Here is a 13,799-nt window from a genome sequence, read left to right on the forward strand (position 1 = left end):
TCCAATTAAAATATCGCAGGATATTTCTGAGGATTTGTTTCATTAAACATAGCGTAGATCTTTTCTACCATGTCATCTGCAGATGGTTTGCTGAAGTAGTCACCATCACTCGCATAGGCTGGTCTGTGATCATTGGCAGCGATCGTCAACGGATCTGAATCCAGATATCTGAAGGCTTTCTGTTTTTCCAGGATCTGCTGTAGGATGAATCCTGTAGTTCCTCCTTCCACATCTTCATCGATCACTACCAGTCTGTTCGTTTTCTTAACGCTTTCAGCAATTTCGTGAGATAAATCGAAAGGAATTAACGACTGAATATCAATCACTTCTGCAGAAATCCCTAATTTTTCCAGCTCGTTAGCCGCTTCCGTTACAACTCTCCATGTAGAACCGTAAGTCACCAAAGTAACATCTGCTCCTTCTTTTGTTACCTCAATTTTACCTACAGGAACGGTAAATTCTCCTAAGTTGTCAGGCTGCTTTTCTTTTAATCTGTATCCGTTCAGACATTCTACGATGATGGCCGGATCATCAGTCTGAAGCATCGTGTTATAGAATCCTGCTGCTTTCGTAAGGTTTCTGGGTACCAATACCATGATACCTTTCGAAAGGTTCAGAATACCTGCCATAGGAGAGCCTGAATGCCAGATTCCTTCTAATCTGTGACCTCTTGTTCTGATGATCAGCGGAGCTTTCTGACCTCCTTTGGTTCTGTAATGTACCGTTGCAAGGTCATCACTCATCCCCTGTAAGCAGTAAAGGACATAGTCTAAGTACTGAATTTCTGCAATGGGTCTTAAACCTCTCATTGCCATTCCAATTCCCTGCCCCAGGATCGTTGCTTCACGGATTCCCGTATCAGCGATACGCAATGCCCCGTATTTTTCCTGCATTCCTTCCAGTCCCTGGTTTACATCACCGATGTTTCCGGTATCTTCACCAAAGATTAATGTTTCAGGATATTTTTCAAAGATTTTATCAAAATTATTTCTGATCACTACTCTTCCGTCTACATCTTCAGAACTGTCAGAATAAACCGGCTTGATCTCCTTGATGTTTTCAGCCTTCCATTCAGACTGAGAATATAAATGAGATGAATAGTTGTCTTTTTCGACCTCAGCAACTTCATTATATTTCTGCATCAATTGATTTCTTTCTGCAGAGTTTGTTCCTCTTGTTGCCAATAAAGCTTTTCTGGCTAAATGGAACACATCTTTTTTAGCTTTTGAAACCAACTTATTGAAATGAGTAAGAGCAGCTTCTACTTCAGCATTCTGATCTTTAAGGTTCTCTACTAAAGGTACAACAGACTGAATCAATTCTTTAATGGCATTCTGGTAATTATCCCAGGCTGCTTTTTGTCCTGCTTTAGCTGCTTTTTTAGCTTCTTCATCAATAGCTTCCAACTCTTCAGCAGTAGCAATCACTTCTTCTTTTCCGTCAATCTCAATAGAGTAATTCAAAATCCACTCTTTGAACTTTGCCAATCCGTCAAACTCGGCTTCCCAGGCAAGACGTTCTTCATTTTTATATCTTTCGTGAGATCCTGATGTAGAGTGCCCCTGAGGCTGGGTTACATCCACTACATGAACCACTACAGGAACACTTTCCGTTCTGGCAAAATGCTCTGCTCTGGCATAGGCATCCAATAATGCGGGGTAATCCCATGCTTTTACCTGAATGATCTCACAGCCTTGGTTTTCACCTTCTTTTCTTTGGAAACCGCTTAGCATTTCACTGATATCAGCTTTAGCTCTTTGGTTTTTGGTAGGAACCGAAATTCCGTACCCGTCATCCCAGATCGATACGATCATAGGAACCTGAAGTGCACAGGCAGCATTCAAAGTTTCCCAGAAATGTCCTTCTGCTGTAGAAGCATCTCCGATTGTTCCGAAAGCGATTTCATTACCTTCTCTGGAGAATTTCTCAGAACCTTCGAATTTTACACTTTTATAGATCGTGGAAGCCTGAGCCAATCCTAATAATCTTGGCATCTGCCCTGCTGTAGGAGAGATATCGGAAGAAATATTCTTCTGCGCCGTCAAATCTTTCCAGCTTCCGTCTTCATTTAAACTTCTTGTCGCGAAATGCCCGTTCATCTGTCTTCCCGCTGAAGCAGGCTCTCTTTCTACGCTTGTATCCGCATACATCTGTGCAAAGAAACTTTCTACTGTCAATGCATTTATTGCCAATGCAAAAGTCTGGTCTCTGTAATATCCTGAACGGAAGTCCCCATTTCTGAAAACCTTCGCCATTGCCAGCTGAGGAAGCTCTTTACCATCCCCAAAAATTCCGAATTTAGCTTTTCCAGTGAGTACTTCTCTTCTTCCGAGATAAGACATTTCACGAGAAATCCTTCCTAACCTGTAGTCCTCAAGTATCTGATTTTTAAAATCTTGAAAGGATATTTGCTGTGTTTCAATATAGGTTGTTTGCATAGCTAAGTAAAAAAGTTTTTAATCTTCAAGTATTTTGCTAATATACAATTTTTAAATTAATTTTAATTTTTAATAATCTTTTTTAAAAATTTGATAATAAAAAAAATTGTGCTTTATTTTGAAAAAAATTGTAAAAGATGGAAAAAAAATCACCTCACATCCTGAATGCATCCAGCAATCTTCTAGGGTTTTCATTGATCATTATCACCTCACTGAAAATCACTAAGATCAGTCACAACACATATTTGGACGAATTTGCAGGTGTTGCCTGTCTCCTTTTTGCATGCAGCTGCTTCTTTTCGTTTCTGGCTATAAGAACCCAAAACAAAAAGCGGGAATACACGTTTGAGAGTATTGCGGATTATTTATTTTTAATCGCTTTATTTTGTATTGTCCTAGCTGTTATTATTGTGACCCTGAAAATAATTTGACTTAAAATTTTCGCTCAATGACATAATCCAGCATAATATGTAACGATTTTCTCGCTTCAGAATCCGGAAATTCATTCAGAATATCCTTGGCCTTCTGGTGGAAATCTTTCATCACCTTGATCGCATACTCCAATCCGCCGGAGTTTTTCACAAATTCTATAAGCTCCTTTACTCTTTTGGGATTATTATTATAACGTTTTATCGTATCAAAGTAGTATTTTCTGTCCTTTTCATTGGCTGTTTTCAGGGTATGGATCAAAGGAAGGGTCATTTTCTGCTCTTTAATATCAATTCCCACAGGCTTGCCAATTACATTGGAGCTCAGGTAATCAAAAAGGTCATCTTTGATCTGAAAAGCCATTCCGGTAAAGGTTCCGAAATCCTGCATTTTTTTGGCCAAAACCTCATCATTGCTGTTGGAGAGGACTCCGATTTCACAGCAGGCAGCGATTAAAGTAGCCGTTTTCTGGCGGATGATCTCATAATAAACATCTTCCGTAATATCCAGCTTCCTTGCTTTTTCCAACTGAAGAAGTTCTCCTTCAGACATTTCACGGATCGTTCTTGAAATAACACTCAACAGATCATAATCTTTATGATCCGTAGAGAGTAATACTGATTTTGACAAAAGGTAATCTCCTACCAGAACAGCGATCTTATTTTTCCACAAAGCATTGATAGAAAAAAAATTACGACGCTTAAAGCTTTCATCCACCACATCATCATGTACCAGAGTTGCGGTATGGATCAGCTCTATCATAGAAGCACCACGATACGTTTTCTCCGTAACCTCTCCCACCAGTTTAGCGCAAAGAAATACAAACATAGGTCGCATCTGTTTCCCTTTGGTGGTAACGATAAAACGGGTTACTTTATCTAATAAAGCTACTTTGCTCTGCATTGATTCATAAAACTTCTGTTCAAAAAGCTTCATTTCCTCATTGATCGGTTGCTTGATTTCTTCTACGATATTTGCCACAATCTGCGAATGCTGGGTGAATAATTATTAATTCTCACAAAGATAATTTTTTTCGCTTAATTTTAAGAGAAAATTAATCCCTGAGTTGATCTTTTGGAATAAAATAAAAGGATGGTTTTGTACTTCCCAGCGGTGACCTGAACTTTTCTCCTGATATATAGATCCCATTTTCATTTACGGCGATTCCCTCGATCTGCCCTATTGACATGGCACTTCCAAGATAATAATGCTTTGGAGTTTCTTTAAAGAAGACTCCCGGCTCGGTTTCTTTAAAGATATCCAGAAATACTTCCGTTTTCCTTGTATACCCTACCAGATACAGTTTATTCTCAAAATAAGAAGCATCCGTTACTACAAAATTAGTTTTATAAGATTCTGTTTTTACGGCATCCTGTTTTTCATATACTTCGGGGTCGATTACATAATGTGTTGTTGCTTTTGCGCTCCATTCCTTTGTGAAAAGATGAATTTTTCCGTGAGCAAATACCATTGCTTCCGCATCAAAGTCGGTCTTCAAATATCCGGCACCGTAATCATCCTGCTCAGGATACTGAAACTGGATTTTTCTGATCTGCCCGTTCTGCAGACTGTCATTTTGAAAGGGAACTTTGTAAATTTCAAGATCCCTCCTCTTTCCGCCATTGTTTCCAAAATCACCTATATAAAAATGAGTGCCATCATTCGTCAAAGCTTCCCAGTCCTTATTTTTAGCATTAACCTTTAGCGTATTTACAATCTCCCCTGATGTTTTACTGATCTCAAACAATTCCGGATCATTCCCGCTATCATTGAACGTATACAGTTTTCCATCCAAAAAATTCAGTCCGGAAGTTTCCTGGATTTTATCATCCAAATGGCTGACCCTATATTTTCTTATTTTCAGGAAATCAGCCTGTTGTGAAAATACTGTCTGGGCAGTAAGAAGAGTAATAATCAGAAAGAGGTTTTTCATATAACAAAAGTAGGTTTTTTATGTTTAAATGAATGTTTCAGAGTTCTGGATGCGGGGTTCGGGTTTGTGAGTATAAGAGGTGCAAATGTAAAGTCTGCATACATTAGATTTTTTTGATTATCCAAATTGTCTTTTTCTCCTTATCAGCTTTCTTCGCCCTTTTACCTTCTTGCAATTTTGCTCTTTTCGCAACCCAAAGCTTCTTCTACAACAGAAAAACGGGCCCAAAAGCCCGCTTTTCCCTTAGATTTCTATTGATATAAAACAGAAGTTAAGCAATTTTCTGCTCTTTCTGATTTTGCTGTTGTTCTTTTTTCTTTGCCTGCTTTGCAAAATATTCCCTCTGATATTGTCTTACGGTTTTTCCTGTTCCATCGTGCCTCCATCCCGGGGAATTAAAAATATAGTTGATCCTGTCTGTGAATTTCAATCCCGGCTGTTTAAGGTCTTTCCAGATCTTTCTCCATTCATAGAAAAGAACCGTATCCGGTCTGTTATCCGGCATTTTTGGATAGATCCCATATTTTACCGGAACATTCGGATCTTCCTTTTGAAAGGTACCAAATATCTTATCCCAGATGATCAGGCACATTCCCATATTCTTATCCAGATATTTCACGTTGCATGCATGATGCACACGATGGTGAGAAGGAGTTACCAGAATATGTTCCAGGAATCCCATGCTCTTCACCGTCTGTGTATGTACCCATGTTCCATATACCTGTCCGATAGCATAAGCTACCATGATATGCCATGGATTGAACCCTAAAAAAGCCAGTGGTGAAAAATATAAATATCTGTAAAGCGGCTGTAATACAGGGCTTCTGAATCCTGTCGTAAGATTAAAATATTCTGAACTATGGTGTGTAATGTGAACGGCCCAGAACGCTCTGGAGCGGTGATCGACATAATGCAGTACATAGTACGCAAAGTCCGTAATCACAAAACAAGCCAGCAGATACCAGATGCTGAGATCCCATGAAAAAAGTCTGTGATTGTAAAAGAAGAACATGACTCCCATGGCAAATGCCTTCATGATAAGGTCAAGGCCAAAATTCATCAATGCCAGATAAACATTCGTAGCAAGGTCCTTACCACTATATAATTTAGCTTCTGAAACATGGCTGTAAATCATTTCAGCTAAAATAACGGTTGCATGTAACGGAATAGCCCACGCATAAACATTTTCTAACCCGTCCTCGCTCATAAGAAAATCCATCATCACAAAATAATTTCTGCAAAGGTAGGATTTTAAGCAGTTCTTTAAGAGAGTTTTAAGTTTTTTTTAAGGAAATTTTAATCCGCATTTTTGTTTGCTAACTGCCCGCAGGCAGCGTCAATATCACCTCCACGGCTTCTTCTCACCATAACTGTAATTCCGGCATTTTCAAGCTGACGGATATAGTTTTCCTCCGCCTGTTTGTTGCACTGGTCATACTTTCCGTCTCCGATAGGGTTGTATTGAATAAGGTTTACTTTAGAAGGAACCTGCTTACAGTATCTGATCAAAGCTTTGATATCTTCATCAGTATCATTAATTCCTTTCCATACACAGTATTCAAAAGTAATAACCGAACCGGTCTTTTGATACCAGTACTGAAGGGCTTCCATAATGTCCGTTAACGGGAATTTGTCTGAGAAAGGCATAATCTCATTACGCTTTGCTTCGATCGCAGAGTGAAGGGACAAAGCCAGCTTCACACGCAGCTCATCATCCGCAAGCATCTTGATCATCTTTGGAATACCGGATGTAGAAACGGTAATTCTTCTTGGAGACATTCCCAATCCTTCCGGCTGGGTAATTTTTCTGATGGCTTCCACTACATTCTTGTAGTTCATCATCGGTTCTCCCATTCCCATGAATACAATATTGGAAAGGGGTCTTTCGAAGTACATTCTGCTTTGGCTGTCAATAAGTGCCACCTGGTCTACGATCTCAGCAACTTCAAGATTTCTCATCCTTTTCAGTTTTGCCGTTGCACAGAATTCGCAGTTCAATGAGCAGCCTACCTGTGAAGATACACAGGCTGTAGTTCTTGTTTCAGTAGGAATAAGAACAGATTCCACCATCAGTCCGTCATGAAGTTTCACTCCGTTTTTGATGGTTCCGTCCGAACTTTTTTGAAGAAGGTCTACGGAAACAGGATTAATGGTATACTCTTCGGAAATTCTTTCACGAAGTGATTTCGAAAGATTCGTCATTTCATCAATCGAATGGAGATTTTTACTCCATAACCAGTCATAGACCTGCTTCGCACGAAACGGTTTTTCTCCTAAAGACACGAAGTAGTCTTTAAGCTGGTCTAATGATAATGTACGGATATCTTTCATAATATTCAAGAGCCAAGTTAAAAGTATAATTTAGTAAGTAAATCATTTTGTCTCATTTCGACTTGTATTACTTTTAACTTGGCTCTTTTTATTTTTTTATAGAATTAACATAGCGTCACCGTAAGAATAGAATTTATACTTTTCTTTTACGGCTTCTTCATAAGCATGCATGATAAAATCTCTTCCCGCAAATGCAGCGATCATCATAATCAATGTAGACTTCGGAGTATGGAAGTTGGTGATCATAGAGTTGGCTACACCAAAATCGTGAGGTGGATAGATGAATTTATTCGTCCATCCGTTGAATGCGGAGATTTTTTTGTTTGAAGAAACAGAGGTTTCCAAAGCTCTCATTGTTGTAGTACCTACTGCACAAACTCTTCTGTGAGCATCTACGGCCTTATTAATGATCTCAGCATTTTTCTCATCGATGATGATCTCCTCAGACTCCATTTTGTGCTTGGAAAGATCTTCTACTTCAATCGGGTTGAAAGTTCCCAATCCTACATGAAGGGTAACTTCAGCAAAATTGATTCCTTTGATCTCCAATCTCTTCATCAGATGCTTAGAGAAATGAAGTCCTGCTGTAGGGGCAGCAACCGCTCCCTCTACTTTTGCGTAGATTGTCTGGTATCTTTCCGCATCTTCCGGCTCTACTGCTCTTTTGATATATTTTGGAAGTGGAGTTTCTCCCAGTTCTTTTAATTTAGCTCTGAATTCTTCGTAAGAACCATCGAACAGGAATCTTAATGTTCTTCCTCTTGAAGTGGTGTTATCGATAACTTCAGCTACCAAAGACTCATCTTCAGTGAAGAATAATTTGTTACCAATTCTGATCTTTCTTGCCGGATCTACCAATACATCCCAAACTCTGGTTTCCTTATCAAGCTCTCTCAGAAGGAAAACTTCAATTTTAGCACCTGTTTTTTCTTTATTTCCGTAAAGACGTGCAGGGAAAACTTTGGTATTGTTGAAGATAAACAAATCATCCTCATCAAAATAATCGACTACATCCTTGAACAATTTGTGCTCGATAGTTTGTGTTTTTCTATCAAGTACCATTAGTCTAGCCTCGTCTCTGTGTTCTGATGGGTGTTCTGCTAATAATTCCGCAGGAAGATCAAAATTAAAATCTGATGTTTTCATTTTTTAAATTACGGTTTAAAAATTATTGAAATTACAAGGTGTAATTTTCGGAGTGCAAATATACGACAATGAACACCCCTTTGTCAAGTATTATTTACAATCAAATGTAAAACCGTGATTATACGGGGGATTTTGATATAAAAAAAGATTATTTTAGTGCGCAGTAAAAAAAATTAACGGGAGAATTAGCTAGCAGAATTTACTTCCAGAGCAGTCCACATCCTGACGAATATAAAAACTCTTGCATTCAGCTTAAGCGGAAAATCTGTAGATCTGAACACTAAAAGTAACAAAAGGGAACATAAAAGCAACCAAATAAAAAATTATAATTATGAGCAAATATTCAATCGAAGCATTTATCAACGAAACAAAAGAAAATCCACAACAAAGAGATTATTTTGAGCTGGAAACCAAGCATCTTTTGGAAATCAATCTTAACAATCAGGCAGTGTGGACAAAGAGAGGAAGTATGGTGAGCTATGTAGGCCATATCAATTTTGAAAGGCAGGGAATGCTGGCCGGCGGTATTGGTAATCTTTTGAAAAAAGCCATCAGTGGAGAAGGAAGCAAACTTATGAAAGCTGAAGGAACAGGAAAGCTTTATGTGGCAGATTCAGGAAAAAAAGTCCGTATCCTGTATCTTAATAATGAATCGGTATGTGTCAACGGTAATGATGTTTTAGCTCATGAGCAAAGTGTGAAAAGTGATATTACCATGCTTAAAAGTATTGCGGGAATGATGTCAGGAGGTCTTTTCCAGGTAAAGCTTTCCGGAACAGGACATATCGCCATTACCACTCATGGAGACCCTCTGACTTTACTGGTCACTCCGGATACTCCGGTTTTCACAGATCCGAATGCCACTGTTGCATGGTCTGGAAATCTGAGCCCTGAGCTGAAAACGAATGTTTCTCTTAAAAGTTTAATCGGAAGAGGGAGCGGAGAAGAGTTCCAGATGAAATTTTCAGGAAACGGATGGGTCCTGATCCAACCTTATGAGGAAGTATATTATATGGAAAGATAATTTAGCTATTATGCACAATATGAAGGACTGTCTCAAAATATTGAGGCAGCTTTTTTATTTATAGAAGGTAAAAAAATAGAAATTATCACCCCTGTAATATTCTCCTGACCGGGATTTACAAAAGTTTTAATATATTTAGAAAAAAAATAGATGGACAATAGCACTTCCCGCAGAAACTTTATTAAAACAGCAGCTTTGGCAAGCTTTGGCGCCTTGGTTTTACCTAATTCTTTATTTGCCTATTCCAATGATTTTACAACAGATAAAAAGGTCCGTGTCGGATTCATCGGTGTAGGGCTTCGTGGACAGGAACATGTAAAATTACTGGCAAAACGCAATGATGTAGAAATTGTAGCTTTTGCTGATCCGGATAAAAGAATGCTTGTTGCCTCTCAAAAAATATTAAAAGACAATAATAAGTCTGCGGCCCAGGAATTTTCTAACGGTGAATATGACTATCGTAATCTTTTAAAGTTAAAAACCATAGACGCAGTTGTCATTGCTACTCCATGGGAATGGCACCTTACGCAAGGAGTGGAAGCGATGCGTGCCAGGAAGATCGTTGGTATGGAAGTATCCGGAGCGATACAACTTCAGGACTGCTGGGAATTCGTGAAAGTATATGAGGAAACAAAAGTTCCTATTTTCATGATGGAAAATGTATGCTACCGAAGAGATATCATGGCCATTCTGAATATGGTCCGCAAAGGGATGTTCGGGGAGCTGGTTCATGGAAGAGGTGGCTATCAGCATGACCTGAGAGGTGTACTTTTCAATGATGGTGTCACTCCTTATAATTCCGGAGCCGAATTTGGTGAGAAAGGCTTCAGTGAAGCGAAATGGAGAACTGAACATTATGTAAAACGCAACGGTGAGCTGTATCCAACCCATGGATTAGGCCCGGTCGCCATGATGATGGATATCAACAGAGGAAACCGCCTGACCAGGCTTTCTTCATTCTCTTCAAAATCTGTAGGCTTACACAAATATATTGTTGAGCACGCCAAAGGAGGTGAAAACCATCCGAATGCTAAAGTAAAATTCAACCAGGGAGATATTGTCACCACACAGATTGCGTGTGCTAATGGAGAAACAATTCTTTTAACTCACGATACCAGCTTGCAGAGACCTTATGATCTTGGGTTCCGTGTACAGGGAACTGAAGGATTGTGGCAGGATTTCGGCTGGGGTGATTTCAATCAGGGACATATTTATTTTGAAAAAATAATGAACCATACCCACCGTTGGGAAAACACGGAGAAATGGATGAAGGAATATGACCACCCGATGTGGAAAAAGTTTGAAAGCACTGCTGCAGGTGCCGGACATGGCGGAATGGACTTTTTTGTTATGAATACGTTTATTGAATGTATTAAGAGAAATATAGAATTCCCGATGGATGTCTATGACCTCGCATTATGGTACTCCATTACTCCATTGAGTGAAGAGTCTATTGCCAAAGGCGGTCAGGTGGTTGATATTCCTGATTTCACCAACGGTAAATGGAAAACCCGTAAACCTGTATTTGGAATGACCGATGAGTTCTAAGAAAACATTACTCATCCTGGCAGGTGGATTAGGCAGTCGTTACAAAGGTCTCAAGCAGGTGGATGGAATACTTAACAACGGTTCTCCGATCCTGGAGTATTCTGTCTTTGATGCGCTGGAAGCAGGCTTCAATAAAGTGGTCATTATCGTCAACAAGCTGATTCCCAAAAGCTATATTGAAAGGCTGAACAGCATTTCCGAAACAAAAGGATTTGAACTGCATTGGATATACCAGGAAATAGACAGTATTCCCATACAAGGCTTTGATTATTCCAAAAGACAAAAGCCCTGGGGAACAGCCCACGCTGTGCTTTGTGCAAAAGATATTGTGCAGGAACCGTTTGTCATGATCAATGCTGATGATTTTTATGGAAAAGAGGTCTATCGGTTAGCCGCAGAAGGATTCGAACTCAATCAAATCTCAGATTCACAATTGGGTATGGCTGCTTATCCTGTAGCAACAACTTTAAGCGGTAACGGAACTGTAGCAAGGGGAATCTGTACCTTAGATCCTGAAAGCTACCTGATCAAAGTAGAAGAACAGACTTCCATTCAAAAGGTAAATGATAGTATTATTTATATTGAAAACGGAAAAAATATTGAAATAACTCCTGACACATTAGTATCTATGAATTTTTTCATGTTCCATCCGGGTATTTTTAAGGTATTGGAAACTTATTTTTATGATTTTATCAAGTCCGGACCTCTACCCAACCAGGAGTTTTATATTCCTTCAGCAGTACAGAAAATGATGGACGAAAAAAGAGTAAAAGTCATGGTAAGGACTTCCCCTTCACAATGGATGGGAGTCACCTATGCAGATGACAAGAAGAATATTAAGGATTTTCTGACCTCAGAAATACAAAAGAACAGATACCCGGAGAACTTATGGAACTAAACGATATTGTGATTCAATTTATCGGCACAGATAATTACCATCTCTCTCCTATTACGGATGGATTGATCAATACCACTTACCTCCTGGAAGATAAAGACCGGAAAGAAAAATTTATCCTCCAAAGGATCAATCATCATGTTTTCAAGCAGCCCGAAGTCATTATTAATAATCATATCGCCATCAATCAGCTTCTTGAAAACGGGGATTACCCGCTAATGCTCATCAAACCCATTCCTTCTTCAACCGGAAGTTTTATTGTAAAAGATGATCAGACGACAGGAGCATGGAGAATGACCGGTTTTATAGAAGGGGCCCAAACCTTCTTCAGAATCCCTGATTCCGGGACGGCCTATGCTTCGGCAAAGGCAATAGGATGCTTTCTAAATACCGTCAATACCGGAAATATTCCGGATATCCGGACTCCGATTCCTGATTTTATCAATTTTGAAAAGAGGATTTCAGATTATAAAGATTCCTTACACAAAGCGGACAGCTCTTTCATCAGCAATGCCTCTGCTGAAATTGAAGAGACCAACCGGTTTTTAACTCTGCCAAAGCAATGGATTGATATGGAAAATAATAATTTACTTCCCAAAAGGATCATCCATGGAGACCCGAATGTCAGAAATATCCTTTTCAAAGACTCCGCGCCTCTTGCGATTATTGATCTTGATACCATCATGATCTCTACCCTGTTATATGATTTTGGAGATATCGCCCGGTCATACACCAATACGACCAATGAGGATGACGGAACCGCTACTGAAAACTTCAATGCTGATATTTACGAAGCGGTAAAAGAAGGATTCTTATCTGACCTGAAAGAAAAACTGGTGCCTGAAGAACTTGGCAATCTTGATTATGCTGCTCAGGTAGTGATCTATATCCAGGCTGTCCGCTTTCTGACAGATTACCTGAATGGGAGTACTTATTATTCCATAACCTATCCTGAGCATAATCTGGACAGAACAAGGAACCAGCTACAGCTGTTAAAAGGATTAAGAGAGCATTTGGGTATTGACTGATTTATAAAACTGTTGCGGATTGAAGAAACCATGTAGGGCTATTGAAAATTTTTAACCACAGATTAAACAGATTTACACAGATTTTTATGGTAATTTTTTAAGCTCACAAATTGAACGATTATACAGAACTTTCTTCAATCTCAAAGCCACAAAAGCTTTTGAAAACTTAAGTTTTATAAAGTTCATTGAAAACTGAAAAGAAGAATACATAAGTTTTCAGAATCAAAGATTTTTTACCACACTCATTAAAGAACTGTGCTATCCGCATAATCTGCGAGGGACAAAAAAATGATCAGAGATTAATAAGTATAAAATTTAAACCTTATAGGTTTTTAGAAACCTATAAGGTTTGTTGTAAGCAGTGAGAGATGTTGTATATCTTATAATAGGTTCTGCATTATCTGCCCAATCCGCAAGAGATAAGATCATTTCAGGAATTCCTGGATTTTTTTCCATTCTTCCAGCTTCTTTTCAAAGGAAACCGTATGAAGCGGGCTTGTGGAAGGTAATAAAATGACAGGCAGCCTGTAATTCTTACCCAAGAGCTTCTGTAAGTTTTTAAACGATTTTCCTCCGTTGCAGAAAATGGCTTTTATGTTCGGATGCTCTTCCAACAGTTCGGCGATCTGATTGGCTTCTTCATTCCTGATCTCAGAATCCAGGCTTCCTTTTCTTTCGCAGGTATCGATGACATCCCAAAGGGCAATATGCTGCTTCTTTAGTGTTTCAATTCTTTTAGAATAGTCTTCTGTGAATTCTTCATTCAGCAATTCAAAGATGATCTTCCAGAATTTGTTCTGGGGATGGGCATAGTACTGTTGCTTTTCCAATGATTTCACTCCCGGAATGGAACCCAGGATCAAAATTTCAGACTGGTCATTAATAAGCGGTGGAAATGAAGAAATACGGTTTTGCATATTCAAATATATAAAATCCGGTCAAATCATCAGAAATTTCAAATAAAAAACGGGCATCCTTTATATTCAGAATGCCCGTTTATATCAATGTTCAGAATTAATTTTTTAAT

The 13,799-nt window shown here is 38.9% G+C and carries 13 protein-coding genes; 5 read left to right on the forward strand and 8 right to left on the reverse strand.

Annotated features, from left to right (window positions below; genetic code table 11):
* Positions 1-5: 5 nt before the first annotated feature.
* Positions 6-2,438, reverse strand: a complete 2,433-nt coding sequence (locus AC4IF5_RS03310) for an alpha-ketoacid dehydrogenase subunit alpha/beta (protein ID WP_490731650.1) — start codon at positions 2,436-2,438, stop codon at positions 6-8.
* Between the two features lie 137 nt (positions 2,439-2,575).
* Between AC4IF5_RS03310 and AC4IF5_RS03315 the strand changes: the two genes are divergently transcribed.
* Positions 2,576-2,869: a hypothetical protein gene (locus AC4IF5_RS03315; RefSeq protein WP_490731652.1), complete on the forward strand. Its 294-nt coding sequence runs from the start codon at positions 2,576-2,578 to the stop codon at positions 2,867-2,869.
* 1 nt (position 2,870) lies between these two features.
* Here the strand turns inward: AC4IF5_RS03315 and AC4IF5_RS03320 are convergent, their stop codons facing one another.
* From AC4IF5_RS03320 to queA, 5 genes are all read right to left on the reverse strand, one after another.
* Positions 2,871-3,848, reverse strand: coding sequence for a polyprenyl synthetase family protein (locus tag AC4IF5_RS03320; RefSeq protein WP_490731653.1), 978 nt, complete (start codon positions 3,846-3,848; stop codon positions 2,871-2,873).
* A gap of 73 nt (positions 3,849-3,921) precedes the next feature.
* Entirely contained in the window at positions 3,922-4,800 is an 879-nt protein-coding gene (locus AC4IF5_RS03325) for a hypothetical protein (RefSeq protein ID WP_490731655.1), read from the reverse strand.
* A 271-nt stretch (positions 4,801-5,071) separates the two neighbouring features.
* A complete protein-coding gene (locus tag AC4IF5_RS03330; RefSeq protein WP_490731657.1) occupies positions 5,072-6,022 on the reverse strand; it encodes a sterol desaturase family protein in 951 nt (316 codons plus the stop codon).
* A 74-nt stretch (positions 6,023-6,096) separates the two neighbouring features.
* Positions 6,097-7,131, reverse strand: a complete 1,035-nt coding sequence (gene rlmN, locus AC4IF5_RS03335; RefSeq protein ID WP_490731659.1) for a dual-specificity RNA methyltransferase RlmN — start codon at positions 7,129-7,131, stop codon at positions 6,097-6,099.
* A 96-nt stretch (positions 7,132-7,227) separates the two neighbouring features.
* Complete coding sequence (gene queA, locus AC4IF5_RS03340) at positions 7,228-8,277, reverse strand: tRNA preQ1(34) S-adenosylmethionine ribosyltransferase-isomerase QueA (protein ID WP_490731661.1); 1,050 nt, start codon at positions 8,275-8,277, stop codon at positions 7,228-7,230.
* Positions 8,278-8,608: 331 nt separating this feature from the next.
* Here queA and AC4IF5_RS03345 point away from each other — a divergent pair, with 331 nt between their 5' ends.
* The 4 genes from AC4IF5_RS03345 (at position 8,609) to AC4IF5_RS03360 (ending at position 12,772) form a co-directional block, all read left to right on the forward strand.
* A complete protein-coding gene (locus AC4IF5_RS03345; protein WP_490731662.1) occupies positions 8,609-9,301 on the forward strand; it encodes an AIM24 family protein in 693 nt (230 codons plus the stop codon).
* A gap of 150 nt (positions 9,302-9,451) precedes the next feature.
* Positions 9,452-10,849 (forward strand): Gfo/Idh/MocA family protein, encoded by a 1,398-nt coding sequence (locus tag AC4IF5_RS03350; protein WP_490731664.1) that lies wholly within the window; start codon positions 9,452-9,454, stop codon positions 10,847-10,849.
* Positions 10,839-11,747 carry a sugar phosphate nucleotidyltransferase gene (locus AC4IF5_RS03355; protein WP_490731666.1) on the forward strand — a complete coding sequence of 303 codons (909 nt, stop codon included), beginning with the start codon at positions 10,839-10,841 and terminating at the stop codon, positions 11,745-11,747. Before AC4IF5_RS03350 ends, AC4IF5_RS03355 begins: the two co-directional genes overlap by 11 nt.
* Positions 11,738-12,772, forward strand: a complete 1,035-nt coding sequence (locus tag AC4IF5_RS03360) for a phosphotransferase enzyme family protein (protein ID WP_490731668.1) — start codon at positions 11,738-11,740, stop codon at positions 12,770-12,772. Before AC4IF5_RS03355 ends, AC4IF5_RS03360 begins: the two co-directional genes overlap by 10 nt.
* A gap of 315 nt (positions 12,773-13,087) precedes the next feature.
* Here AC4IF5_RS03360 and AC4IF5_RS03365 read toward each other — a convergent pair whose 3' ends face one another.
* The gene (locus AC4IF5_RS03365; protein ID WP_490731903.1) at positions 13,088-13,228 is read right to left on the reverse strand and encodes a hypothetical protein; all 141 of its coding nucleotides are present in this window, start codon (positions 13,226-13,228) and stop codon (positions 13,088-13,090) included.
* Positions 13,198-13,689, reverse strand: coding sequence for a DNA-deoxyinosine glycosylase (locus AC4IF5_RS03370; RefSeq protein ID WP_490731670.1), 492 nt, complete (start codon positions 13,687-13,689; stop codon positions 13,198-13,200). The genes AC4IF5_RS03365 and AC4IF5_RS03370 overlap by 31 nt, the downstream gene beginning before the upstream one ends.
* Between the last annotated feature and the right edge of the window lie 110 nt (positions 13,690-13,799).

The organism is Chryseobacterium sp. UF-290 (genome assembly GCF_058245615.1).

What these genes read in the sequence shown, in the direction of transcription:
- AC4IF5_RS03310 (WP_490731650.1), bottom strand. Translation starts at nt 2,438, where the DNA reads ATGCAAACAACCTATATTGAAACACAGCAAATATCCTTTCAAGATTTT.
- AC4IF5_RS03315 (WP_490731652.1), top strand. Translation starts at nt 2,576, where the DNA reads ATGGAAAAAAAATCACCTCACATCCTGAATGCATCCAGCAATCTTCTA.
- AC4IF5_RS03325 (WP_490731655.1), bottom strand. Translation starts at nt 4,800, where the DNA reads ATGAAAAACCTCTTTCTGATTATTACTCTTCTTACTGCCCAGACAGTA.
- AC4IF5_RS03330 (WP_490731657.1), bottom strand. Translation starts at nt 6,022, where the DNA reads ATGATGGATTTTCTTATGAGCGAGGACGGGTTAGAAAATGTTTATGCG.
- rlmN (WP_490731659.1), bottom strand. Translation starts at nt 7,131, where the DNA reads ATGAAAGATATCCGTACATTATCATTAGACCAGCTTAAAGACTACTTC.
- queA (WP_490731661.1), bottom strand. Translation starts at nt 8,277, where the DNA reads ATGAAAACATCAGATTTTAATTTTGATCTTCCTGCGGAATTATTAGCA.
- AC4IF5_RS03345 (WP_490731662.1), top strand. Translation starts at nt 8,609, where the DNA reads ATGAGCAAATATTCAATCGAAGCATTTATCAACGAAACAAAAGAAAAT.
- AC4IF5_RS03350 (WP_490731664.1), top strand. Translation starts at nt 9,452, where the DNA reads ATGGACAATAGCACTTCCCGCAGAAACTTTATTAAAACAGCAGCTTTG.
- AC4IF5_RS03355 (WP_490731666.1), top strand. Translation starts at nt 10,839, where the DNA reads ATGAGTTCTAAGAAAACATTACTCATCCTGGCAGGTGGATTAGGCAGT.
- AC4IF5_RS03360 (WP_490731668.1), top strand. Translation starts at nt 11,738, where the DNA reads ATGGAACTAAACGATATTGTGATTCAATTTATCGGCACAGATAATTAC.
- AC4IF5_RS03365 (WP_490731903.1), bottom strand. Translation starts at nt 13,228, where the DNA reads ATGGAAAAAAATCCAGGAATTCCTGAAATGATCTTATCTCTTGCGGAT.
- AC4IF5_RS03370 (WP_490731670.1), bottom strand. Translation starts at nt 13,689, where the DNA reads ATGCAAAACCGTATTTCTTCATTTCCACCGCTTATTAATGACCAGTCT.